General features: G+C 68.4%; 22 protein-coding genes and 1 riboswitch. Of the genes, 12 read left to right on the top strand and 10 right to left on the bottom strand.

What is annotated here, in order from left to right; all coding sequences use genetic code 11:
* Window positions 1-13: 13 nt before the first annotated feature.
* On the bottom strand, window positions 14-1,015 hold the full coding sequence (gene cydB, locus ABZ070_RS05070) for a cytochrome d ubiquinol oxidase subunit II (RefSeq protein ID WP_356630038.1): 1,002 nt from the start codon (window positions 1,013-1,015) through the stop codon (window positions 14-16).
* 23 nt (window positions 1,016-1,038) lie between these two features.
* Window positions 1,039-2,547, bottom strand: a complete 1,509-nt coding sequence (locus ABZ070_RS05075) for a cytochrome ubiquinol oxidase subunit I (RefSeq protein WP_356630040.1) — start codon at window positions 2,545-2,547, stop codon at window positions 1,039-1,041.
* A gap of 200 nt (window positions 2,548-2,747) precedes the next feature.
* On the opposite strand from ABZ070_RS05075, the gene ABZ070_RS05080 reads away from it, so the two are divergent.
* On the top strand, window positions 2,748-3,125 hold the full coding sequence (locus ABZ070_RS05080; protein WP_356630042.1) for a cyclophilin-like fold protein: 378 nt from the start codon (window positions 2,748-2,750) through the stop codon (window positions 3,123-3,125).
* Window positions 3,126-3,200: 75 nt separating this feature from the next.
* On the opposite strand, the gene hisC is transcribed toward ABZ070_RS05080, so the two are convergent.
* Window positions 3,201-4,280: a histidinol-phosphate transaminase gene (hisC, locus tag ABZ070_RS05085; RefSeq protein WP_356630044.1), complete on the bottom strand. Its 1,080-nt coding sequence runs from the start codon at window positions 4,278-4,280 to the stop codon at window positions 3,201-3,203.
* Window positions 4,281-4,684: 404 nt separating this feature from the next.
* Here hisC and ABZ070_RS05090 point away from each other — a divergent pair, with 404 nt between their 5' ends.
* The 3 genes from ABZ070_RS05090 to ABZ070_RS05100 all read left to right on the top strand — a co-directional run bounded on the left by ABZ070_RS05090 (window position 4,685) and on the right by ABZ070_RS05100 (window position 8,073).
* The gene (locus ABZ070_RS05090; RefSeq protein WP_356630046.1) at window positions 4,685-5,797 is read left to right on the top strand and encodes a LacI family DNA-binding transcriptional regulator; all 1,113 of its coding nucleotides are present in this window, start codon (window positions 4,685-4,687) and stop codon (window positions 5,795-5,797) included.
* Window positions 5,798-6,005: 208 nt separating this feature from the next.
* Window positions 6,006-7,097 (top strand): metallophosphoesterase, encoded by a 1,092-nt coding sequence (locus ABZ070_RS05095; RefSeq protein WP_356630048.1) that lies wholly within the window; start codon window positions 6,006-6,008, stop codon window positions 7,095-7,097.
* A gap of 148 nt (window positions 7,098-7,245) precedes the next feature.
* A complete protein-coding gene (locus tag ABZ070_RS05100) occupies window positions 7,246-8,073 on the top strand; it encodes a hypothetical protein (protein WP_356630050.1) in 828 nt (275 codons plus the stop codon).
* Window positions 8,074-8,151: 78 nt separating this feature from the next.
* On the opposite strand, the gene ABZ070_RS05105 is transcribed toward ABZ070_RS05100, so the two are convergent.
* Together ABZ070_RS05105 and ABZ070_RS05110 are read right to left on the bottom strand one after the other, a co-directional pair.
* Window positions 8,152-8,295, bottom strand: a complete 144-nt coding sequence (locus ABZ070_RS05105; protein WP_356630052.1) for a thiamine biosynthesis protein ThiC — start codon at window positions 8,293-8,295, stop codon at window positions 8,152-8,154.
* Between the two features lie 74 nt (window positions 8,296-8,369).
* Window positions 8,370-8,894: a DUF5994 family protein gene (locus ABZ070_RS05110; protein ID WP_356630078.1), complete on the bottom strand. Its 525-nt coding sequence runs from the start codon at window positions 8,892-8,894 to the stop codon at window positions 8,370-8,372.
* A gap of 292 nt (window positions 8,895-9,186) precedes the next feature.
* Here ABZ070_RS05110 and ABZ070_RS05115 point away from each other — a divergent pair, with 292 nt between their 5' ends.
* The 5 genes from ABZ070_RS05115 to ABZ070_RS05135 all read left to right on the top strand — a co-directional run bounded on the left by ABZ070_RS05115 (window position 9,187) and on the right by ABZ070_RS05135 (window position 12,193).
* Window positions 9,187-9,756, top strand: coding sequence for a DUF5994 family protein (locus ABZ070_RS05115; RefSeq protein WP_356630053.1), 570 nt, complete (start codon window positions 9,187-9,189; stop codon window positions 9,754-9,756).
* A 4-nt stretch (window positions 9,757-9,760) separates the two neighbouring features.
* Window positions 9,761-10,012, top strand: coding sequence for a hypothetical protein (locus tag ABZ070_RS05120; RefSeq protein WP_356630055.1), 252 nt, complete (start codon window positions 9,761-9,763; stop codon window positions 10,010-10,012).
* Between the two features lie 68 nt (window positions 10,013-10,080).
* Complete coding sequence (locus ABZ070_RS05125; protein ID WP_356630057.1) at window positions 10,081-10,344, top strand: hypothetical protein; 264 nt, start codon at window positions 10,081-10,083, stop codon at window positions 10,342-10,344.
* Window positions 10,345-10,387: 43 nt separating this feature from the next.
* Window positions 10,388-10,672 (top strand): hypothetical protein, encoded by a 285-nt coding sequence (locus tag ABZ070_RS05130; RefSeq protein ID WP_356630059.1) that lies wholly within the window; start codon window positions 10,388-10,390, stop codon window positions 10,670-10,672.
* Between the two features lie 279 nt (window positions 10,673-10,951).
* On the top strand, window positions 10,952-12,193 hold the full coding sequence (locus ABZ070_RS05135; RefSeq protein WP_356630061.1) for a PP2C family protein-serine/threonine phosphatase: 1,242 nt from the start codon (window positions 10,952-10,954) through the stop codon (window positions 12,191-12,193).
* A gap of 187 nt (window positions 12,194-12,380) precedes the next feature.
* On the opposite strand, the gene thiC is transcribed toward ABZ070_RS05135, so the two are convergent.
* Window positions 12,381-14,171 (bottom strand): phosphomethylpyrimidine synthase ThiC, encoded by a 1,791-nt coding sequence (gene thiC / locus ABZ070_RS05140; protein ID WP_356630063.1) that lies wholly within the window; start codon window positions 14,169-14,171, stop codon window positions 12,381-12,383.
* Window positions 14,164-14,297: riboswitch (TPP riboswitch) on the bottom strand. It overlaps the preceding gene by 8 nt.
* A gap of 19 nt (window positions 14,298-14,316) precedes the next feature.
* On the opposite strand from thiC, the gene ABZ070_RS05145 reads away from it, so the two are divergent.
* Window positions 14,317-15,696, top strand: a complete 1,380-nt coding sequence (locus ABZ070_RS05145; RefSeq protein WP_356630064.1) for a YibE/F family protein — start codon at window positions 14,317-14,319, stop codon at window positions 15,694-15,696.
* Window positions 15,697-15,721: 25 nt separating this feature from the next.
* Here ABZ070_RS05145 and ABZ070_RS05150 read toward each other — a convergent pair whose 3' ends face one another.
* The 4 genes from ABZ070_RS05150 to ABZ070_RS05165 form a co-directional block, all read right to left on the bottom strand.
* On the bottom strand, window positions 15,722-16,156 hold the full coding sequence (locus ABZ070_RS05150; protein ID WP_356630066.1) for an SsgA family sporulation/cell division regulator: 435 nt from the start codon (window positions 16,154-16,156) through the stop codon (window positions 15,722-15,724).
* Window positions 16,157-16,288: 132 nt separating this feature from the next.
* Complete coding sequence (locus ABZ070_RS05155) at window positions 16,289-17,059, bottom strand: IclR family transcriptional regulator C-terminal domain-containing protein (protein WP_356630067.1); 771 nt, start codon at window positions 17,057-17,059, stop codon at window positions 16,289-16,291.
* Window positions 17,060-17,311: 252 nt separating this feature from the next.
* Window positions 17,312-17,524: a DUF5326 family protein gene (locus tag ABZ070_RS05160; RefSeq protein WP_356630080.1), complete on the bottom strand. Its 213-nt coding sequence runs from the start codon at window positions 17,522-17,524 to the stop codon at window positions 17,312-17,314.
* Window positions 17,525-17,688: 164 nt separating this feature from the next.
* On the bottom strand, window positions 17,689-18,006 hold the full coding sequence (locus ABZ070_RS05165) for a cupin domain-containing protein (protein WP_356630069.1): 318 nt from the start codon (window positions 18,004-18,006) through the stop codon (window positions 17,689-17,691).
* Between the two features lie 51 nt (window positions 18,007-18,057).
* Between ABZ070_RS05165 and ABZ070_RS05170 the strand changes: the two genes are divergently transcribed.
* Window positions 18,058-18,435 (top strand): phage holin family protein, encoded by a 378-nt coding sequence (locus ABZ070_RS05170; RefSeq protein ID WP_356630070.1) that lies wholly within the window; start codon window positions 18,058-18,060, stop codon window positions 18,433-18,435.
* 37 nt (window positions 18,436-18,472) lie between these two features.
* Window positions 18,473-19,639 carry a cystathionine gamma-lyase gene (locus ABZ070_RS05175; RefSeq protein WP_356630072.1) on the top strand — a complete coding sequence of 389 codons (1,167 nt, stop codon included), beginning with the start codon at window positions 18,473-18,475 and terminating at the stop codon, window positions 19,637-19,639.
* The last annotated feature ends 101 nt before the right edge of the window (window positions 19,640-19,740 follow it).

Consider the following 19,740-nt stretch of genomic DNA (forward strand, 5'->3'; position numbering starts at 1 on the left):
GAAACATCCCCCGCTAGTGGGCGTCGGCGATGTGCTGGGTGCCGATCCGCTTGCGGAACACCCAGTACGTCCAGCCCTGATAGAGCATCACCAGCGGTGCGGCGATGGCCGCCAGCCACGTCATGATCTTCAGGGTGTACGGGCTCGACGAGGCATTGGTGACCGTGAGGCTCCAGGCGGGGTCGAGCGAGGACGGCATGACGTTCGGGAAGAGCGCGAGAAACAGCATCGCCACAGAGGTGGCGATAGTGACCCCGGACAGGGCGAACGACCAGCCCTCGCGACCCGCCTTGATGGCAGCGACAGCACCGGTCAGCGCCAGCACCGCGACGACCAGCGCCACGAGACTCTTGCCGTCGCCGCGTGCGGCCTGGGTCCACAGCAGGAACCCGAGCGCCGGCACAGCCGTGAGCAGCCCCAGCCTCCATGCGAGCGCCCTGGCCCGGGTCCTGATGTCGCCGACCGTCTTCAGCGCGGCGAACACAGCGCCGTGGAACGTGAAGAGAGCGAGCGTGACCAGTCCGCCGAGCAGCGCGTACGGGTTGAGGAGATCGAAGAACGTGCCGACGTACTCCTTGTTCTCGTCGATCTTCACCCCGCGCACGATGTTGCCGAAGGCCACGCCCCACAGGAAGGCGGGCAGCACCGAGGTCCAGAAGATCGCATGCTCCCAGTTGGTCTGCCAGCGCTCCTCCTCCCGCTTGTGCCGGTACTCGAACGCGACGCCCCGCACGATCAGGCACACCAGGATGAACAGCAGCGGGAGGTAGAACCCGGAGAAGAGCGTGGCGTACCAGTCGGGGAAGGCCGCGAACGTCGCCCCGCCCGCGGTGAGCAGCCACACCTCGTTGCCGTCCCAGACCGGCCCGATGGTGTTGATCAGCACACGCCGTTCGGAGCGGTCCCGCGCCAGCAGTTTGGTGAGGACGCCGATCCCGAAGTCGAAGCCCTCCAGGAAGAAGTAGCCGATCCACAGAACGGCGATGAGTACGAACCAGACGTTGTGGAGTTCCATGCCTCAGCAGCTCCTCTGCGGCCTCAGTAGGAGAAGGCCATCGGCCGGTCGGCGTCGCTGTCGTCGCCGCCGATCTTGGTGGGCGGGGCGAGGTCGGCATCCGTGAGCTCGGGCGGCCCGGCCTTGACGTACTTCACGAGCAACCTGACCTCGATCACCGCGAGCACCGCGTACAGCGTGGTGAAGACGGCCATCGAGGTGAGCACCTCGCCCTGGGAGACCCCGGGGGAGACCGCGTCACGGGTGCGCAGCACGCCGTAGACGACCCACGGCTGCCTGCCCATTTCGGTGAAGATCCAGCCCCAGGAGTTGGCGATCAGGGGGAAGGCCATGGTCCACAGGGCGATCAGCCAGTACCACTTGCCCAGGCGGGGGCTGAGTGCCTTGTTCCTGAAGAGCACCAGATTCGGGACCTCGTCCTCGCCGGTCCGCAGGGCGGGAGGCAGCAGGAACTTCCTCCGCGTCAGCCAGAGTCCGATCATTCCGATGGTGAGAGACGCCATGCCGAAGCCGATCATCCAGCGGAAGCCCCAGTAGGCGACGGGGATGTTGGGGCGGTAGTCGCCGGGACCGTACTTCTCCTGGAGTTCCTCGTTGACGTCGTTGATGCCGGGAACGTACGAGTCGCAGTCGCTGTGCGCCAGGAAGGACAGCAGGCCGGGGATCTCCACGGCGACCTTGTTGTGCCCCTCGTCCACGTCTCCGTAGGCGAAGACGGAGAAGGGCGCCGGCGCCTCACCGTCCCACAGCGCCTCGGCGGCCGCCATCTTCATGGGCTGCTGCTCGTACATCACCTTGCCGAGGAGGTCACCGCTGACAGCTGTCAGCAGCCCGGCTGCGGCGACGGTGACCAGTCCCACCCTCAGCGAGGTCCGCATCACGCGAATGTGCTTCCTGCGGGCCAGGTGGAAGGCCGAGATGCCGGCCATGAACGCGCCGCCGACCAGGAAGGCCGCCGTCATGGTGTGGAAGAACTGGGTCAGCGCGGTGTTCTGGGTCAGGACCAGCCAGAAGTCGGTGAGCTCGGCCCGCCCTCGTTCCTCGTTGATCCGGTAGCCGACCGGGTGCTGCATCCAGGAGTTGGCCGCCAGGATGAAGTACGCGGAGAGGATGGTGCCGATGGAGACCATCCAGATGCAGGCCAGGTGGATCTTCTGGGGCAGCTTGTCCCAGCCGAAGATCCACAGCCCGATGAACGTGGACTCGAAGAAGAAGGCGATCAGCGCCTCGAAGGCGAGCGGGGCACCGAAGACGTCGCCGACGAAGCGTGAGTAGTCGGACCAGTTCATGCCGAACTGGAACTCCTGGACGATGCCCGTGACCACACCCATGGCGATGTTGATCAGGAAGAGCTTGCCCCAGAACTTGGTGGCCCTGAGGTACTTCTCCTTGCCCGTACGCACCCAGGCGGTCTGCAGGCCGGCGGTGAGCGCGGCGAGCGAGATCGTGAGGGGGACGAACAGGAAGTGGTAGACGGTGGTGATGCCGAACTGCCATCGCGCCAAGGTCTCGGGCGCCAGAGCCAGGTCCACGTCGTCTCTCCTTACGTCGCCGTGGTCACAGCGGCAGCCGACCCCTCCCGTTCCATCCGTTTACGGGAGAAAACAGGGTCCGCTTGTGAACGCGTTCACATTCACAAGCATTATGACTCACACGAATTCCGCACCTTCTATCGGGGGGTCCCTCGCAAGGGCCCTTCCCAAGAACTTCAACATATTGTTGAATTTGGCTCATGCAGATACGGATCTCCTGGCCGAGCGGACACCTGACCGCCACGATCGACGAAACCCCCACGAGCAAGGCGCTCATGGGGGTTCTGCCGTTCTCCGCGACGGCCCGGACATGGGGCGAGGAGGTCTACTTCCAGACGCCCGTCTCCGTCACTCAGGAGTCGGACGCCCGCCAGGTGGTGGAGCCCGGCACCGTCGCCTTCTGGACCGACGGCGACGCCCTCGCCCTCCCCTACGGGCCCACCCCGATCTCCCTCGGGGAGGAATGCCGCCTCGCCGCTCCCTGCAATGTGCTCGGCAGGATCGACGGCGACCCCCGCCGGTTGGCACGGGTCAGGGCCGGCGACCCGGTCCGGGTGGAGTGTGTGACCCAGGACTGAGGCCGGCGCCGGCCACCACTGGCCGAGGGGCCGGCAAAGCCGGCCCCTCTTCGCTCCGACGCCCCGGGCAGGCCCCTACAGACCCTTGCGGAATGTCTCCGCCGTGTGCAGGAAAACGTCCATCGCCTCGGACTCGCCGATGGTGACGCGCACGCCCTCGCCCACGAACGGCCGGACGACGACGCCCGCCTTCTCGCATGCCGCGGCGAAGTCCAGTGTGCGCTCACCAAGGCGCAGCCAGACGAAGTTCGCCTGGGTCTCGGGCACCGTCCAGCCCTGCTCGACCAGGCCCTCGTACACCCGGGTGCGCTCGCAGACCAGCGATCCGACTCGTCCGAGCAGCTCGTCCTCGGCGCGCAGCGAAGCCACCGCCGCGTCCTGCGCGAGCTGCGTGACGCCGAAGGGCACCGCCGTCTTCCGCAGTGCCGCCGCCACCGGCTCATGGGCCACGGCGAAGCCGACCCGCAGGCCGGCCAGGCCGTACGCCTTGGAGAAGGTGCGCAGCACCGCGACGTTCGGGCGGTCGCGGTAGATCTCGAGGCCGTCGGGAACCTCCGTGTCGCGGATGAACTCCCGGTACGCCTCGTCCAGCACCACCAGCACATCGGAGGGCACCTGGTCGAGGAACCGCTCCAGCTCCGCACGGCGGACCACGGTGCCGGTCGGGTTGTTGGGGTTGCAGACGAAGATCAACCGCGTCCGGTCGGTGATCGCGTCGGCCATGGCGTCGAGGTCGTGCACCTCCCCCTCGGTCAGCGGCACCTGCACGGAGGTCGCCCCGCTGATCTGCGTGATGATCGGGTACGCCTCGAAGGAGCGCCAGGCATAGATCACTTCGTCGCCGGGCCCGGAGGTCGACTGGAGCAGCGACTGTGCGACGCCCACCGAGCCGGTGCCTGTCGCCAGGTGCGTCACAGGCACCCCGAACCGGTCCGCGAGCTCGTTCATCAGACCCGTGCAGGCCATGTCGGGGTAGCGGTTGAAGTTCTGCGCCGCCGCCATCGTGCTCTCCATCACGCCCGGCAGCGGCGGGTACGGGTTCTCGTTGGAGGACAGCTTGTAGGCCACCGGGCCGCCGGCCGCCGCCGGCTTGCCCGGCTTGTACGTGGGGATGCCGTCCAGCTCGGCGCGCAGCTTGGGGCTCGTCTCGCTCACCGCAGGTCCTCCTCGACCGTCCGTGCAGATCGGTACCGCTCAACCAATACTGCTCACCTTATGAGGATTCGCCGCCGCTGCGAATGGCCGGGCGCAAGGAACAGCGGCGGCGGTCTCGGCGAGCCTTCCGACGGGCGCGATCGAGGGGAGCGCTTCTTGCTCGGCGCGCGCCGGTGGCTCGCGCCGTGGCGCGCATCACCCGTAGTGATGAGTTGAGACCTCTTCGAGACATGGAGCGTTCGCCAGGCCCTGCAGGCCCCACGCCCGGCACCGCCCACCCATGGCATCCAACTGGCTTGTTTTCCAAGGGGGTTAGCTCATAATGATCATGCAGAAACGTGCCTGTCAACGTGCGCATATGCGACCGGCCCTACCACCTGCGCGAGCCCTACTATCGGCTCGCCATGACAGCAGCAGGGAAGCATCAGGTGAGCCGGACGGACACATCCCGCCGAGGCCCCAGACAGGGCCGGGCAGGCATCAGGGACGTGGCCGCCGCGGCCGGGGTCTCCATCACAACCGTCTCCGACGCCCTCAACGGCAAGGGCCGGCTGCCGGACGCCACCCGCAGACACGTCCGCGAGGTCGCCGAGCGACTGGGCTACCGCCCGTCCGCCGCGGCCCGCACCCTCCGTACCGGCAAGTCGGGATTGATCGGCCTGACGGTGACGACATACGGGGATGAACCTTTCACCTTCACGGAGTTCGCGTACTTCGCCGAGATGGCCAGAGCCGCGACCTCTGCCGCGCTCGCCCGTGGCTACGCGCTGGTCATCCTGCCCGCCACCTCACGCCATGACGTCTGGTCGAACGTCGCCCTCGACGGCACCATCGTGATCGACCCCTCCGACCACGACCCGGTCGTCACCGAGCTGGTGCGACAGGGCCTGCCCGTCGTCTCCGACGGCCGTCCGGCCGGCACGCTCCCGGTGACCGCCTGGGTCGACAACGACCACGAAGCCGCCGTCCTCGACCTGCTCGACCATCTCGCAGACGCCGGCGCCCGCCGGATCGGGCTGCTCACCGGCACCACCACCGACACCTACACACGGCTGTCGACCACCGCCTACCTCAGCTGGTGCGAGCGGGTCGGACAGGATCCGGTGTACGAGTCCTACCCCGCCCACGACCCGTGCGCCGGAGCCGTCGCCGCCGACCGGCTGCTCGCCCGCCCCGACCGGCCCGACGCCGTGTACGGGCTCTTCGACCCCAACGGCACGGACCTGCTCGCCGCGGCCCGCCGCTACGGACTGCGCGTCCCCGACGATCTGCTGCTCGTGTGCTGCAGCGAGTCGACCGTCTACGCCACCACCGAGCCACCCATCACCACGCTCTCGCTGAAACCGCGGCGGATCGGCACGGCAGTCGTCCAGCTCCTGATCGACGCGATCGAGGGAATCGACGAGGACCGGCCGGTCGAGCAGGTGATACCCACCGAATTGATCGTCAGGACCTCGTCGCAACGCCGCTCTCCGCGGACGACGGTGAGCGCCCCACGGTCTCCGGCGAAGGACTAGTCCGTCCCGTATCCGTCCCGCATGAAGGACTAGACCTTAACAATTGGGACGAAACAACCGGCAAACCAGGGGATGAGCAAGGATTCACCACCCCTGGTGCGTCACACACCGCCTGGCTCATTCCTATGATGGGCGAACGACACCGCGGACCACCCCGACCAGGCTGGGCCGAGAGGTGAACGGCGGCGCGACGGTGGTGGAGGGGTCGATGACTCAGGGGGCCGGTCAAGGACCCGTGGTGCGGACGGCGACGTTGCGCGATTTCCGCGTACCGCCGTACGCGCAGGTGCCCGTGCAGTCGCACTCGGCGGACCCCGTTCACGCGGGACACGAGGGACACCCGGGGAACGCCTTCCCCGAGGGTGAACCCCCGGAGGGCTACACCCCGACGGCGCGTGACCTGCCGGTCATCGTCAGGGGCGGACCCGGCGACACCGTCCAGGTCCAGGTCGACCCCGCCGACACGCCGGTCCCCGACGGCCGCGGCCCGCTGTACGTCGTCGGCGACGTCCACGGCTATCTGGACGAGCTCCTCGCGGCCCTCGCCGCGCAGGGCCTCGTCGACGCTGAAGGACGCTGGGCCGCGGGCAACGCACGCCTGTGGTTCCTCGGCGACTTCACCGACCGCGGCCCCGACGGCATCGGCGTGATCGACCTCGTCATGCGCCTTTCGGCCGAGGCCGCGGCAGCGGGCGGCTACTGCAAGGCCCTGATGGGCAACCACGAACTGCTGCTGCTCGGCGCCAAACGTTTCGGCGACACCCCCGTCAACTCCGGGGCGGGCACCGCCACCTTTCAGGCGGCCTGGCTTCTCAACGGCGGCCAGAAGGCGGACATGGACCGGCTGCAGGAAGTGCACCTGCAGTGGATGGCCCGGCTCGACGCGGTCGTCGAGGAGGACAGCCACCTGCTGCTGCACTCCGACACGACCGCGTACCTCGAGTACGGCTCCACGATCGCGGACGTCAACGACACCGTGCACGCGATCCTCACCCGTAACGACGCCGACGAGTGCTGGGACCTGTTCCGCAAGTTCACCAAGCGTTTCGCCTTCCGCGACGAGGGCGGCCCGCAGGCGGTGCGCGAACTGCTCGCCGCGTACGGCGGCCGGCGGATCGTGCACGGCCACAGCCCCATCCCGTACCTGCTGGGCGAAGTGGGCACCGAGGACGGCGAGGACGGGGAGCGCCCGGTGGTCGACGGTCCGCACGTCTACGCGGACGGGCTCGCGATCGCCATGGACGGCGGCGTGACCATGGCCGGAAAGCTTCTTGTCCAGCAGCTCCCGCTGGCGAACTGAGCCGACTCGCGGCAGGCGATTTGCACAAACCCCCTGTCACCCTGTGCCGTAACCGCTCTACCATCGGCTTATCCGTAGCAGACTCTCCTCCGTTTCCGCCCAACTGCCCGGTAACAGCGGGCAGTCCGGCCCGACGGAGCATCGGGGGATGCACATGAACAGCGCTCCGCACCTGCTGACCGAGGACCGCGCCGAGTACGAGCGAGTCCTCGACGACGCACTGCGCAACGCCCATGAACGCCCGGATCTGGCCGCTGTGGGACTGCGCCTGAACACCGAGCAGCTCCGCACCATGGCACTGAACGCGACGGCACTGATCACCACCTCGGCCGCCGCCGAGTACGAGCACTACGTGCAGGTGCGCCGCGACATGCGCACTCCCTCGTTGGCCGACTCGGTGCGCGGCTCCGTGTCGGTACCGGCCGTGGGGGAAGCCGCCGAGGGCGGGGCCGGCTTCGCCGCCGTCATTGCCGTGCTCGCCCCTGTCCTCGCCGGGACCGCAGCGGCCATATTCCTGCTCGTCGGCTACATCCTGAAAATGCTCAGCCCCACCCCGTCCTTCGCCGACGCCCTGCTCACGGCCGGATGGTTCTTCGGCGCGCTCACGGCAGCGGGCATCCTGGTCGCCGCGGTGGGGCTGCTGCTGACCGCGCTGCGCAACGGCGCCGCCCAGGTGGCGGACACCGCGCCCTCCGGCGAACTGCCGGACGAGGTCGCACGGGCCAAAGAGGCCTGGCGACACGCCCTGCTGGAGCGCGGCATCCTGCCCTTCCTGCGGGCAGCCCTAGCCGACCCGAGCGCCGACCCGTCGTCCGCGAGACCGCCGCGGCCGGTGAGCCGCATGCCGAAGATCGGCTACAGCGGGCCGGACTTCTCCAGCCCCGCGGACGGTTCGGGTCAGGGACAGCGCCCGACCTTCACCAGCCCGGACTTCACCAGCCCGGACTTCGGCGGCCCCGAGCACCGGCCGGAGTGATCCCGGCCGGTGCCGCTGCGCGTCGCCGCGCCCCCCGTGCCCGGCGAGCCGTCCGCCCGCACTCCGCGGCGCGTCGCGTCAGTCCGCGATGGGCAGGTAGACCCGGTTGCCCGAAGCGGCGAACTCCCTGGACTTCTCCGCCATGCCCGCCTCCGCGGCTGCCGCGTCTGCCTCCCCCAGGCCGCCCCCGTGCTTGCGCCTGATGTCCTGGGAGATCTTCATCGAGCAGAAGCCAGTCGTGGATACCGGCCCTACTCATGGCCGGCGGCCTGGAAAGAGGGCCATGGCCATGTGCGTCACCCCGTATCGCAGCGTTCCTGGCCCGTCTGCGGGTCTTCCGTGGCGATCGGGTGCGTCCGGCCGATGCCGGTGTCGATGAGGATCTGCTCGGCCGTGGCGTTGTCGGCGCGGACGGCCCGGGCCATCGCTGCGCGTGCCGCGTCAGGCGGCGTGTCCGGTGGGATCACCAGCAGGGAGAAGTAGTCTCGCTCGCCTCGGGTGATGAGGACGGTGTCGTCACCGACGGGGAAGGAGTCGATGTGCACGACGCGGTCGTCGATGACCAGTCGTGTCGGTAGTTCTTCCCAGGCACTGGAGTCCAGGCCGACGCGCGTGACGGGTCCGAGGTGCTCGGTCACCGCGGTGATGAGGCTCGGCAGCTCGGCGCCGATTTCGCGGGAATGCGGCCACCACGCACCGTCGAGAACCCCCTGACGGGCATGTGTCGTCTCCAGCCGCAGGAGGGCTGTTCCAGGTTTCACGGCACGGTGAATCGCGTCCGGCAGAAGCTTCGCTTCACGCTGGATGTCGGCGTCGGACATGGTGTGCCACCCGCCTTCGGGGTTCGGCATGCGCTCGCTGATCGCCTGGGACGAGGCCGGGGCGGCTGCCGGTTTCACCGTACTCCGTGTGCCCGGGTACAGCCCACCCGCTCGCCGCAGATTCCCGTGTTCCCAACGAAGGTCGCTGGTCACGCGCGAGTTCAGCGGACCGTGCCCGGAGTACAGTGGAGACACCGGGAGTACTTCGCATACCGGCTCCTACGCCGGTGTCGTTCTCGGCGAGCAATAACACCGGGACGTCCAGGACGAGCCCCGGGGACAGGTCCGCGCCATGACCGCGACCATCGATCGTATGACTATCAGTGAGCGCGTGGCCTCACCACCGTCCCGCCTGTCTCTGACCCCGGCGGGCTCCGCTCCGGGTCTCCTGGACGGCGCCTGGTGGCCTCGCTCTCGCGATCTTTCCCGTGAACTCCCCGCCCTCATCGACGTGTTGGACGCGCGCTGGGGTCGGATCACGCGTGTGACGGTGAACCCGTCCCACTGGCCCGTGATCCCGCGCAAGGTGCCCGTGGCGGGGCACACGGTGCACGTGGGCTGGTTCGACGCCGAGCAGGACCCGCACAAGCTGATCCTGCTCTCCTACACCGCAGGCCGCTGGGACCTGCTGGTGATCCCGCCAGAGACCGGCGCGGCTGCCGCCGCCCGGCTGATGGCCGCCGCAACCGCCCCCGGCGGGCTCGCCACCGCCAGCGCTCTGATGACGAGCGAGGACACCTCCCGTGAGGCGCAGGAGTCGCTCGAGCGGGAAGAGGAGTGGGAGACCGACGGCGGGCACACGTCAGCGGCGGCTGAGAACCCGAACCAGCCCGGATCCATGAGCCGCGCCCGAGGGATGTGAGGTCATGGAGATCGCCATCACCGTGTCCGCGATCATTGCCGTGATCATCATCGGAGTGCTGCTGATCCATCTGCTCAATTGCCAGCACGACGAGCGGATCGCAGCATTCCACTACGGCGACACCTTGCCGGAAATCGGCCGACGGAGCCGGAAGAGCCGACAGCCGGCAGAGCATGCCGGATCGCCCGTTGTCACCACCCACCAGCCACCGCGACCACCGCGACGAGGCCGCTGTGGACGCATGACTTTCTCCTGACCGGGGCGGTGGGTGTGGTGCGACGGCGCCCGCCCACCGGCACCGCCTCTTGATGAATGAGGTCACGCATGAAATCACCGGAGCCACCACCCTCGGGCAGCCGTGCGGAGGTGCGAATCGTCGCCGCGTCCCCCGAGGCCGCCCGTCGGGTCGCAGAGGCACTCCGTCAATGCTTCGCCGCCACCGAACAGCGCAGCTACCCCGCTGGCAGCGACGGCGGTACCCGCCTTCACCTCACGGTGGACACCACGCACGCGGCAGAGCGGGCACAGCCTTGGCTGGTAGCCAGTCGTTCGTCCGCGCAGGACCGCACACAGACGGACGAAGTCTGAGGCAAGGACCCTCGCCGGCGCCCGGCACGAGTGGGCAGCAATCATGGCAACACTCCATGAGCGGAAGAACTACCGCGAAGCGATCATGAAGACCCTGTACGAGGCCACGGAAGGCAACCGCCTCCTTGGCGTCACCGGGGCGAAGCTGCGTGACGACCTCCACATGCCTGAGCAGGACCTGGCCGCAGCGTGTGCGTACCTGGCGGGCGAGGGGCTCATCACAGTCGACTGGGCACAGGGAAACACACCCGCAATGGTCACGCTGACGCATCAGGGAATCCGGTTCATGGAGGCCGAAGAGGAGGAACGCGGCTGGGCGCCGAGCTGAACAAACTGCCTAAAAATTCACTTATGCCCGATAGGTGGCACAGGCATAACATGGTGAATGGGTCGGCGCACTTCTCACGTGCGACCGGCCCGGATGGGCGGCCCCGGTGTGTATACGCCGGGGCCGTTGCGCAGGGTCGGCGCGACAGTAGTGATCGAGCGGATCCTGGCAGCAAGGCACCGAAGCAAGCACGCGGCTGCCCCCGCGACCCACTCGTTGGAGACAGCCGGCTCGGCAGGCGAAGGCGACATCAGGCTGGTGGCGTGAAAGGGCACGGCTATGGCGGAGGACGATCGGCAGCCCGGCAAGGACACGGTGGACCGGTCGGAGGGCTTCGGTGAGCGGCTGCTGGGGGTGCTGCTGGACCGGGCACACGAGATGCCGCCGCAGCTGATCGCCCCGCTGATCGCGGAAGAGGTTGCCCGGGTCGGTGGCCGGGATATCTCCATCCTCCTGCAGGACTATGCACAGCTCCTGCTCATGCCGCTGCCGGGCAGGGGGCTGAGCGTCGGTGAGCCCGAGCCGATCGGTGACTCCCACGCCGGGACGGCCTTCCTGAACGCGACCGCTGTCGAGGTACCGCAGGCCGCCGGCCTGCGGATGTACCTACCGTTGCTGGACGGAAGCGACCAGGTGGGAGTTCTGGCCCTCACCTTGAAGACAGTCGATGACAACGACCGGCGCCTGCTGCGCAGACTCGCCGGACTGATCGCTGACATGCTGGTAACCAAGCACAGCTACACCGACCAGTTTTTCCTCACCCGGCGCCGCGAACCCATGAGCGTGGCCGCCGAGATCCAGTGGTCTCTGCTCCCGCCGCTGGCGATGTCCGTCCCCCAGGTCGCGGTGGCCGGGATCCTGGAACCCGCCTACAACGTCGCTGGCGACAGCTTCGACTACGCGCTCAACGACGACATCCTGCACGTGGCCGTGCTCGACGCGATGGGCCACGGCCTCAACGCCGCCACGATGGCCACCGTCGCCATCGGCGCCTACCGGCACTCCAGACGGGCCGGCATCGGCCTGTCCGAGATCTACGCGTTCATGGACCGGGCCATCGCCGAGCAGTTCGGCCCCGAACACTTCGTCACCGCGCAGATGATGCGCCTGGACATCGCAACGGGCCACCTGCAGTGGGTCAACGCGGGCCACCCCGCCCCGCTGCTGATCCGCAACCACCAGGTCGTGCGGCAGCTGGACGGCCCCACCACCTTCCCGGTCGGCTTCGGAGGTGAAGAGCCCCAGGTCAGCGAGCAAATGCTCCACCGCGGCGACCGGGTGCTGTGCTTCACCGACGGCCTGATCGAGGAGCACGAAGCCGGGGAAGAGGAGTTCGGCGAGGAACAGCTCATCCACTGGGTCAACCGCATCGAGCAGACCGAGGAGGGAGTACGGGCGGTGGTGCGCTCGCTCTCCCACGCCCTGAAGGAGGAAAGGGGCGGGAGCACCAGCGACGACGCGACCCTCTTCCTGATCGAGTGGCGCGGGGGCGCCGCCGACCACCTCGTCATCCTGGAGTGAGCCGATAGCCGCCCCATCGTTGACGGAGCGGTCCCGCGAACGCGTCGATCGGCGCCGGTGACCGGTGGCCCAGGCAGAGGTCGCCGCCCGGGCCGTGTCACCAGGACGTGTCCTGCCGCAGCGCGGTTCGTGAGAGACGACAGCGTCCCCCGGCGCGTATGCCGAGGGACGCTGAGACGTCAGAAGATTAGTCCGCAATAGGCAGGTAGACGTGGTGCCCCGCCTCCGCGAACTCCTTCGACTTGGCGAGCATGCCCGCTCGAACCTCATCGTCGCTGGCCACACCGCGATCGGGAGCGAACTGCTCTGTGATGCTTCTACTGATCTTCATCGAGCAGAACTTCGGACCGCACATCGAGCAGAAGTGCGCGGTCTTCGCCGGCTCTGCGGGCAGCGTCTCGTCGTGGAACTCCCTGGCCGTGTCCGGATCGAGGGCCAGATTGAATTGGTCCTCCCACCGGAACTCGAAACGTGCGTCCGACAACGCGTCGTCCCACTCCTGGGCGCCCGGGTGCCCCTTGGCGAGGTCCGCGGCATGGGCGGCGATCTTGTACGTGATGACGCCGGTCTTGACGTCGTCACGGTCCGGCAGGCCCAAGTGCTCCTTGGGCGTGACGTAGCAGAGCATTGCGGTACCCCACCAGGCGATCATGGCCGCCCCGATGCCTGACGTGATGTGGTCGTAGGCGGGCGCCACGTCCGTGGTGAGGGGGCCGAGCGTGTAGAACGGCGCCTCCTCGCAGATCTCCTGCTGGAGGTCGATGTTCTCCTTGATCTTGTGCATCGGGACATGGCCCGGGCCCTCGATCATCGTCTGCACGTTGTGGCGCTTGGCAATGGTGTTGAGCTCACCGAGCGTCCTCAACTCGGCGAACTGCGCCTCGTCGTTGGCATCCGCGATCGAACCGGGGCGCAGCCCGTCGCCGAGGGAGTACGTCACGTCGTAGGCGGCGAGGATCTCGCAGAGCTCCTCGAAGTTCTCGTACAGGAACGACTCCTTGTGGTGCGCCAGGCACCAGGCCGCCATGATCGAGCCGCCGCGCGAGACGATGCCGGTCTTGCGCCGGGCCGTCAGCGGCACATAGCGCAGCAGCACTCCGGCGTGGACCGTCATGTAGTCGACGCCCTGCTCGGCCTGCTCGATGACCGTGTCCTTGTAGACGTCCCAGGTCAGGTCCTCGGCCTTGCCGTCCACCTTCTCCAGCGCCTGGTACAGCGGCACCGTGCCGATCGGGACGGGGGAGTTGCGCAGCACCCACTCGCGGGTGGTGTGGATGTTGCGGCCGGTGGAGAGGTCCATGACCGTGTCGGCACCCCAGCGGGTCGCCCAGGTCATCTTCTCGACCTCCTCCTCGATGGAGGACGTGACCGCGGAGTTGCCGATGTTCGCGTTGACCTTCACCAGGAAACGCTTACCGATGATCATCGGCTCGATCTCCGGGTGGTTCACGTTCGCCGGCAGCACGGCCCGGCCGGCCGCGATCTCCTCCCGCACCACTTCGGGGGAGACGTTCTCGCGGATGGCGACGTACTCCATCTCCGGCGTGATCTCGCCACGGCGGGCGTACGCGAGCTGTGTCACCGCCTGCCCGTCGCGGCCACGGCGGGGCTGGCGCGGGCGTCCCGGGAAGACGGCGTCGAGGTTGCGCAGCCCCCCGCGCGGCGAGGTGTGCTTGATCCCGTCGTCCTCCGGCCGGACCGGCCGCCCCGCGTACTCCTCGGTGTCGCCGCGGCCGATGATCCAGTTCTCCCGTAGCGGCGGCAGCCCGCGGCGGACGTCGGTGTCGACGTTCGGGTCGGTATACGGGCCGGACGTGTCGTACAGCGTGACGTCCTTGCCATTGGTGAGATGCACCTTGCGCACCGGCACGCGGAGGTCGGGGCGCGATCCCTCGACGTATCCCTTGTGCCAGCCGATGGACTTCCCGGCCTCGTCGTTCTGGTTCGAGGCAGGCGTGCGTGCGTCCGATACGGTCATGAGACCTACTCCCTACGCCGGCATTACCCGGTAACAGGTTCGGCGGTCGGCGCAGCTGGTCCCGTACGGATGTACGAAGGTCAGCGCCCTCTCAGCCCGGTGCTCCGAGCTCCCGCGTGTGCAAAGGTGCCACCACGCTAGCGTCATGTCTGGCGCGCTGAACAGAGGGCCCCCGGCTTCTTGCGATGATCGACCCGTGACCTCATCGCCACAGTCCCCAGAACCGCACGGCCAGGCCCACGGCCATGGGCACAGTCACGGACCCGCCGCCCCGGTGTCCCGGCACCTACGAAGGGTCATCGCAGCCGTACTGATCCCCTTCGCGACAGCCGTCCTCGTCGGGCTCGCGGTGCTGTGGCCGGGAGGCGCGCCCGGCCACGAACGCACCGGCGTCGGCTTCGACCGGCAGACCGAGCAGGGCAAGGTGGTGCGCGTCGAGAAGGTCGACTGCAAGGACGTCAACGCCGCACAGGTCCCACCGACCGGCGACACCTCCACGCCCCAGGGACGCGAGGCCGTGGCCGCGCAGCAGGGCCGGTGCGCCAGGGCGACCGTCGAGGTCACGAGCGGCAAGGACAAGGGCCGGACCTTCGTCGAGATCGTGCAGCCGGACGCACCACGGCAGTTGAGCGAGGGACAGGGCGTCGTCGTCGCGTACGCCCCCGACGCTCCTCGCGATCTGCAGTACTCGGTGACGGACGTGGACCGTGAGTTCCCCATGGCACTGCTCGCGGGGATCTTCGCCCTCGCGGTGGTGCTCGTGGGCCGGATGCGCGGAGTGATGGCCCTGATCGCGCTGGCGGTCTCGTTCGCCGTGCTGACGCTGTTCATCCTGCCGGCGATCCTGCAGGGCTCGGATCCGCTGATCGTCGCGGTGGTCGGGGCGAGCGCCATCATGCTGATCGCGTTGTACATGTGCCATGGGGTGACGGCGCGCACCTCGGTCGCGGTGCTCGGCACCCTGATCTCGCTTCTGCTGATCGGGCTGCTGGGTTCCCTGTTCATCGGCTGGGCAAGCCTGAGCGGGAACACGGACGACAACACCGGCCTCATCCACGGCCTGTACCCGGGCATCGACATGAGCGGTCTGCTGCTGGCCGGCGTCATCATCGGCTCCCTCGGCGTCCTCGACGATGTGACGGTGACCCAGACCTCGGCCGTCTGGGAACTGCATCAGGCCGACCCGGGCATGGGTCCGCGCGCCCTCTACCGCGCCGCGATCCGCATCGGCCGCGACCACATCGCCTCGGTCGTCAACACGCTCGTACTCGCCTACGCGGGCGCCGCGTTGCCCCTGCTGCTGCTTTTCTCGATCGCGCAGTCGGGCGTGGGCGCCGTGGCCACCAGCGAACTGGTGGCGGAGGAGATCGTACGGACCCTGGTGGGCTCGATCGGCCTGGTCGCCTCCGTACCGGTGACCACCGTCCTTGCCGCCCTGGTGGTCTCGGCCGACCGTCCGCAGCCCGCAGAGGAACCGGCCGGGTCACCAATTCTGGGCGGCAGGGGGCGGCGGCGAAAGAAGTGAGTGCACGAGCCGCACCGATGGGGCGTCAGCCGGCGTTCTCCTCGGCCAGGATGCGTCCGAGCGCCTCTTCCAGACTCACTTCGCAGTCACCCAAGGAGAGCTCCTGACCGATCGGCACCAGCTTGTCCGTACGGTCGAGGAAGGCCACGAGCGGTGCCGCGCCCGCGCGGAACAACGCCGAGTCGGCGCCGACCCGAAGCCGGATACGAACGTCCGACAGACTTTCGGGACCGACGGGCGCGATGTGCACATCCCCGTCCCCGCTCGGCCCGTTGATCCCGTCGAGCAGCAACTCCCGCCCGAATGCCCAGGTCACAGGTGCGTCGCCGGGAAGGTGAAAGGTCATCCGCACCGCGTACGGATCCCAGGTCTCGTAACCCAGCTCCACCGGAATCCGGAAGGAGAGCTCCTCGGAGACGAGGAAGCTCATCAGTACCTCGGCCTGGACCGACTCGCGCATCACATACCCCGCAGTAATGAAGCAATGAATGAACCCGTGCTGGCAAAGCAAGAAAACGGCCAGGAACGATCCCCCTAGGCCCTCTTGACGTAATCGTCCTCGAAGCGCTAGCAGATCACAAGGAGTGATATTTCAGATACTGATAGAGAAGGCAAGTGACCCCAACAGCCCACCGATTCCGTTCCTCAGCTGCTCCACCGCAGGGAGCAATCTGGCTTCCTGGTGAAGGGGAAGAGAAATGGCCATCGTTGCGACGACAGGGCCGGTGGTGATCGGAATGGCGGCGCAGACCGTGCCGAGCGCATACTCCTGACGCTCCACGACCGGCGCCATGGACCCACGCGACGCGAGCCGTTCGAGCAGTGCGCCCCGGTCACGCACCGTGTGCGGCGTGACGGGCTGAACGGGATGGCGGTCGAGGTGGTCACGGCGGGCGGACTCGTCGAGCTGGGCGAGAAGACACTGGCCCAACGCATGCGCGTGGCCGGTCTCGCGGAAGTCGGCCCATTCGGCGACGGCCGGCGCGTAGGGCGTGTCGGAGACCGCGACGATGTCGATCTCGCCTTCGCGGTAGACGGCGAAGTAGACGGGTACGCCGATGGCGTCCCGCCAGTGCGCCAGCGACTCCTCGAGCGTGCTGCGACGATTCTGCAACGAGCCGCCGGAGACGAGCCGTTCGATGGCGTTGCCGAGGGCGTACACCCCGTTCTGGCGCCTCAGATAGTCGCCGTGGGTCAGGGTGCGCAGCAGGTGATAGGCGGTCGGCAGGGGGATGCCGGCCGCTCGCGCCAGCAGCTTGGCGGGAGCGCCGTCCGGATGCGCGCCTGCGGCCTCCAGCAGCCTCAGCGCCCGTTGCACGGAACTGATCAGGGTCGGTGCAGTGGCATTCGTGGCCCCGGCCACAGGTCACCCCCAGGCGTGGTGACGGGCAGCGAGCCCGCCCGCGGGGTCCGCCCCCGCGCGCCCGCCGCATCCCCGGGCCCTGAACGGCCGTTCAGCTCAGGACACCTCGGAGCGCTGATGAGAGCCGTGCTCCGATATCTCCCGAGGGCGGCAGAGATGAGCCACTGTAATGGCAGCGTCGGCCGGGGAACGGGGATCGACCGGCGGTTCCCCCGGCCGGGCTAACGGCCCTTCGCCACGGCCCCGGCGTCCCTACCAGTCACCGCGCGAACCGGACGACGCCATGAACTTCCGTACGACGAAGACCAGTCCGCCGACGAGAGCGACGAACACCAACAGTTTGAAGAGCAGTCCGATCACGAAGCCGACGACGCTCGCGATGAGCCCGCCGAAGACGACCAGCGCGATCACCGGGATGGCGATCCACTTCACCCACCACGGCATCCCCGTGAAGATCTCCTGCACAGCCATCGTCCTACCTCGCTTCTCCCGAGTGCCTGCCCCCGAGTGCCTGTCTCGATGCTAGGCGGGGGGACGTGGCGAGCGGGGTGCCGCGAGCCCTTGAAATCCCCTGAGCGAACCCCTAGGGCCTCGCGTTCGGACCGTGCCGGTCTCCCGGGGGCGAACGGTCAGCTCTCGGGCGGAGAGAAGACCACCATGACCCGCAGATCCTCGCTGATGTGGTGGAACTTGTGCGCCACCCCGGCCGGTACGTACACGACGCTGCCCCGGCCGACCTGTGTGGTCTCCATCCCCACCGTGATCGCCGCCCGGCCGCTGACCACGAAGTAGACCTCGTCCTGGTTGTGGGGGAGCTGTGGGTCGATCTCGCCGGCGTCGAGCGCATACAGTCCGACCGACATGTTCCGTTCGCGCAGGAACTGCAGATACGCGCCGTCGTTGGCGGCGCGCTCCGCCTCCAGCTCGTCCAGTCGGAATGCTTTCATCGCGGTCCCGCCCCTGCACTAGGTCCGATCACGTCTGCCACGATCAGACACATGTTGAATTTCCTAGTCAAGACGATCGCGAACGCGGGTGCCCTCTGGGTGGCCGTCTGGTTGCTGCAGGACATCACACTGACCGGCGACAGCACCGGCAAGAAGGCCTGGACCCTGATCCTGGTGGCCCTGCTCTTCGGGCTGGTGAACTTCCTCGTCAAGCCCGTGGTCAAGCTGCTCACCCTGCCGCTGTTCATCCTCACCCTCGGCCTGATCACCCTGGTGATCAACGCCCTGATGCTGCTCCTCACCTCGTGGCTCGCCGACCAGTTCGACCTGAGCTTCCATGTCGAGGGCTTCTGGACCGCGGTTCTCGGCGGCCTGATCATCTCGATCGTGTCCTGGGCCCTGAACCTCGTCCTGCCCGACAAGGACTGAGCGCCGCGTGATGGCGAATGGACGAGGAGCACATGGCATGACCGGCACGACCCAGGGCGACGGCACCAGAGCGGTTCGGGCAGGGCTGCCCGAACCGGTGAAGTACGAACCGACCCTGCCGGGTCCGGTCTTCGCCGCCCACTTCCACCTGCCCGGGGAGCCGACCGGCCCGTACACGTACGGCCGCGACGAGAACCCGACCTGGACCCATCTCGAGCGGGCCGTCGGCGAACTCGAGGCCCCGGGGGAGAGCGTCGAGACCGTCGTTTTCGCCTCCGGCATGGCGGCCATCTCCGCCGTACTGATGTCGCAGCTGAAGACGGGAGACGTCGTCGTCATGCCCGACGACGGCTACCAGGCGCTGCCGCTGGTCCACGAGCAGCTGCGGGCGTACGGCATCGAGGTGCGTACCGCTCCTACCGGCGGTGACGCCCAGCTGAGCGTGCTCGAAGGGGCCCGGCTGCTGTGGATCGAGACACCGTCCAACCCCGGGCTCGACGTGTGCGACATCCGGCGGCTCGCCGACGCCGCGCACGCGGCAGGCACCCTCGTCGCCGTCGACAACACCCTGGCCACCCCCCTCGGCCAGCGGCCGCTCGAGCTGGGCGCTGACTTCTCGGTGGCCAGCGACACCAAGGGCATGACGGGGCACGGCGACATCCTGCTGGGTCATGTGACCTGCCGGGACCCGCAGCTCGCGGCAGGGGTACGGCGCTGGCGCAAGATCGTGGGCGCGATCCCGGGGCCGATGGAGGCGTGGCTCGCGCACCGGTCGCTCGCCACCCTTCAGCTGCGCGCCGACCGGCAGAGCGCGAACGCGCTGGCCGTCGCACAGGCGCTGAGCGGTCGCGCCGAGGTCAACGGCCTGCGCCACCCCGGACTGCCGACCGATCCCTCGCACAAGCTCGCGGCGCAGCAGATGCGGCGCTTCGGCTGCGTGGTGTCCTTCAACCTGCCCGACCGAGCCCACGCGGAGCGCTTCCTCGACGGGCTGCGGCTGGTCGACGACGCGACCAGCTTCGGCGGCGTCCGCTCCACCGCGGAGCGCCGCGGCCGCTGGGGCGGGGACGCCGTCCCGGAGGGCTTCATCCGCTTCTCGGCCGGCGCGGAGGACGCCGACGACCTGGTGGCGGATGTAGTGCGGGCACTGGACGAGGCGGCCGCTCCCGCCGGCGACGTACGGCCGCCTGCGCACGGCGGCTGAACCCGATACGGAAGACGGGCGGTCCGAGCCTCCCCCCTCATGGCTTGGACCGCCCTCGGTTCCCGCGCGCCAAGAACCGTCTCGACAAGGCTAGTTGACTC

The sequence above is a fragment of the Streptomyces sp. NPDC006283 genome (assembly GCF_040613325.1).
In the GTDB taxonomy this organism is placed as follows: domain Bacteria; phylum Actinomycetota; class Actinomycetes; order Streptomycetales; family Streptomycetaceae; genus Streptomyces.

What these genes read in the sequence shown, in the direction of transcription:
- cydB (WP_356630038.1), bottom strand. Translation starts at nt 1,015, where the DNA reads ATGGAACTCCACAACGTCTGGTTCGTACTCATCGCCGTTCTGTGGATC.
- ABZ070_RS05080 (WP_356630042.1), top strand. Translation starts at nt 2,748, where the DNA reads ATGCAGATACGGATCTCCTGGCCGAGCGGACACCTGACCGCCACGATC.
- ABZ070_RS05090 (WP_356630046.1), top strand. Translation starts at nt 4,685, where the DNA reads ATGACAGCAGCAGGGAAGCATCAGGTGAGCCGGACGGACACATCCCGC.
- ABZ070_RS05095 (WP_356630048.1), top strand. Translation starts at nt 6,006, where the DNA reads ATGACTCAGGGGGCCGGTCAAGGACCCGTGGTGCGGACGGCGACGTTG.
- ABZ070_RS05100 (WP_356630050.1), top strand. Translation starts at nt 7,246, where the DNA reads ATGCACATGAACAGCGCTCCGCACCTGCTGACCGAGGACCGCGCCGAG.
- ABZ070_RS05105 (WP_356630052.1), bottom strand. Translation starts at nt 8,295, where the DNA reads ATGAAGATCTCCCAGGACATCAGGCGCAAGCACGGGGGCGGCCTGGGG.
- ABZ070_RS05110 (WP_356630078.1), bottom strand. Translation starts at nt 8,894, where the DNA reads ATGTCCGACGCCGACATCCAGCGTGAAGCGAAGCTTCTGCCGGACGCG.
- ABZ070_RS05115 (WP_356630053.1), top strand. Translation starts at nt 9,187, where the DNA reads ATGACCGCGACCATCGATCGTATGACTATCAGTGAGCGCGTGGCCTCA.
- ABZ070_RS05120 (WP_356630055.1), top strand. Translation starts at nt 9,761, where the DNA reads ATGGAGATCGCCATCACCGTGTCCGCGATCATTGCCGTGATCATCATC.
- ABZ070_RS05125 (WP_356630057.1), top strand. Translation starts at nt 10,081, where the DNA reads ATGAAATCACCGGAGCCACCACCCTCGGGCAGCCGTGCGGAGGTGCGA.
- ABZ070_RS05130 (WP_356630059.1), top strand. Translation starts at nt 10,388, where the DNA reads ATGGCAACACTCCATGAGCGGAAGAACTACCGCGAAGCGATCATGAAG.
- ABZ070_RS05135 (WP_356630061.1), top strand. Translation starts at nt 10,952, where the DNA reads ATGGCGGAGGACGATCGGCAGCCCGGCAAGGACACGGTGGACCGGTCG.
- thiC (WP_356630063.1), bottom strand. Translation starts at nt 14,171, where the DNA reads ATGACCGTATCGGACGCACGCACGCCTGCCTCGAACCAGAACGACGAG.
- ABZ070_RS05145 (WP_356630064.1), top strand. Translation starts at nt 14,317, where the DNA reads ATGTCTGGCGCGCTGAACAGAGGGCCCCCGGCTTCTTGCGATGATCGA.
- ABZ070_RS05150 (WP_356630066.1), bottom strand. Translation starts at nt 16,156, where the DNA reads ATGCGCGAGTCGGTCCAGGCCGAGGTACTGATGAGCTTCCTCGTCTCC.
- ABZ070_RS05165 (WP_356630069.1), bottom strand. Translation starts at nt 18,006, where the DNA reads ATGAAAGCATTCCGACTGGACGAGCTGGAGGCGGAGCGCGCCGCCAAC.
- ABZ070_RS05170 (WP_356630070.1), top strand. Translation starts at nt 18,058, where the DNA reads ATGTTGAATTTCCTAGTCAAGACGATCGCGAACGCGGGTGCCCTCTGG.
- ABZ070_RS05175 (WP_356630072.1), top strand. Translation starts at nt 18,473, where the DNA reads ATGACCGGCACGACCCAGGGCGACGGCACCAGAGCGGTTCGGGCAGGG.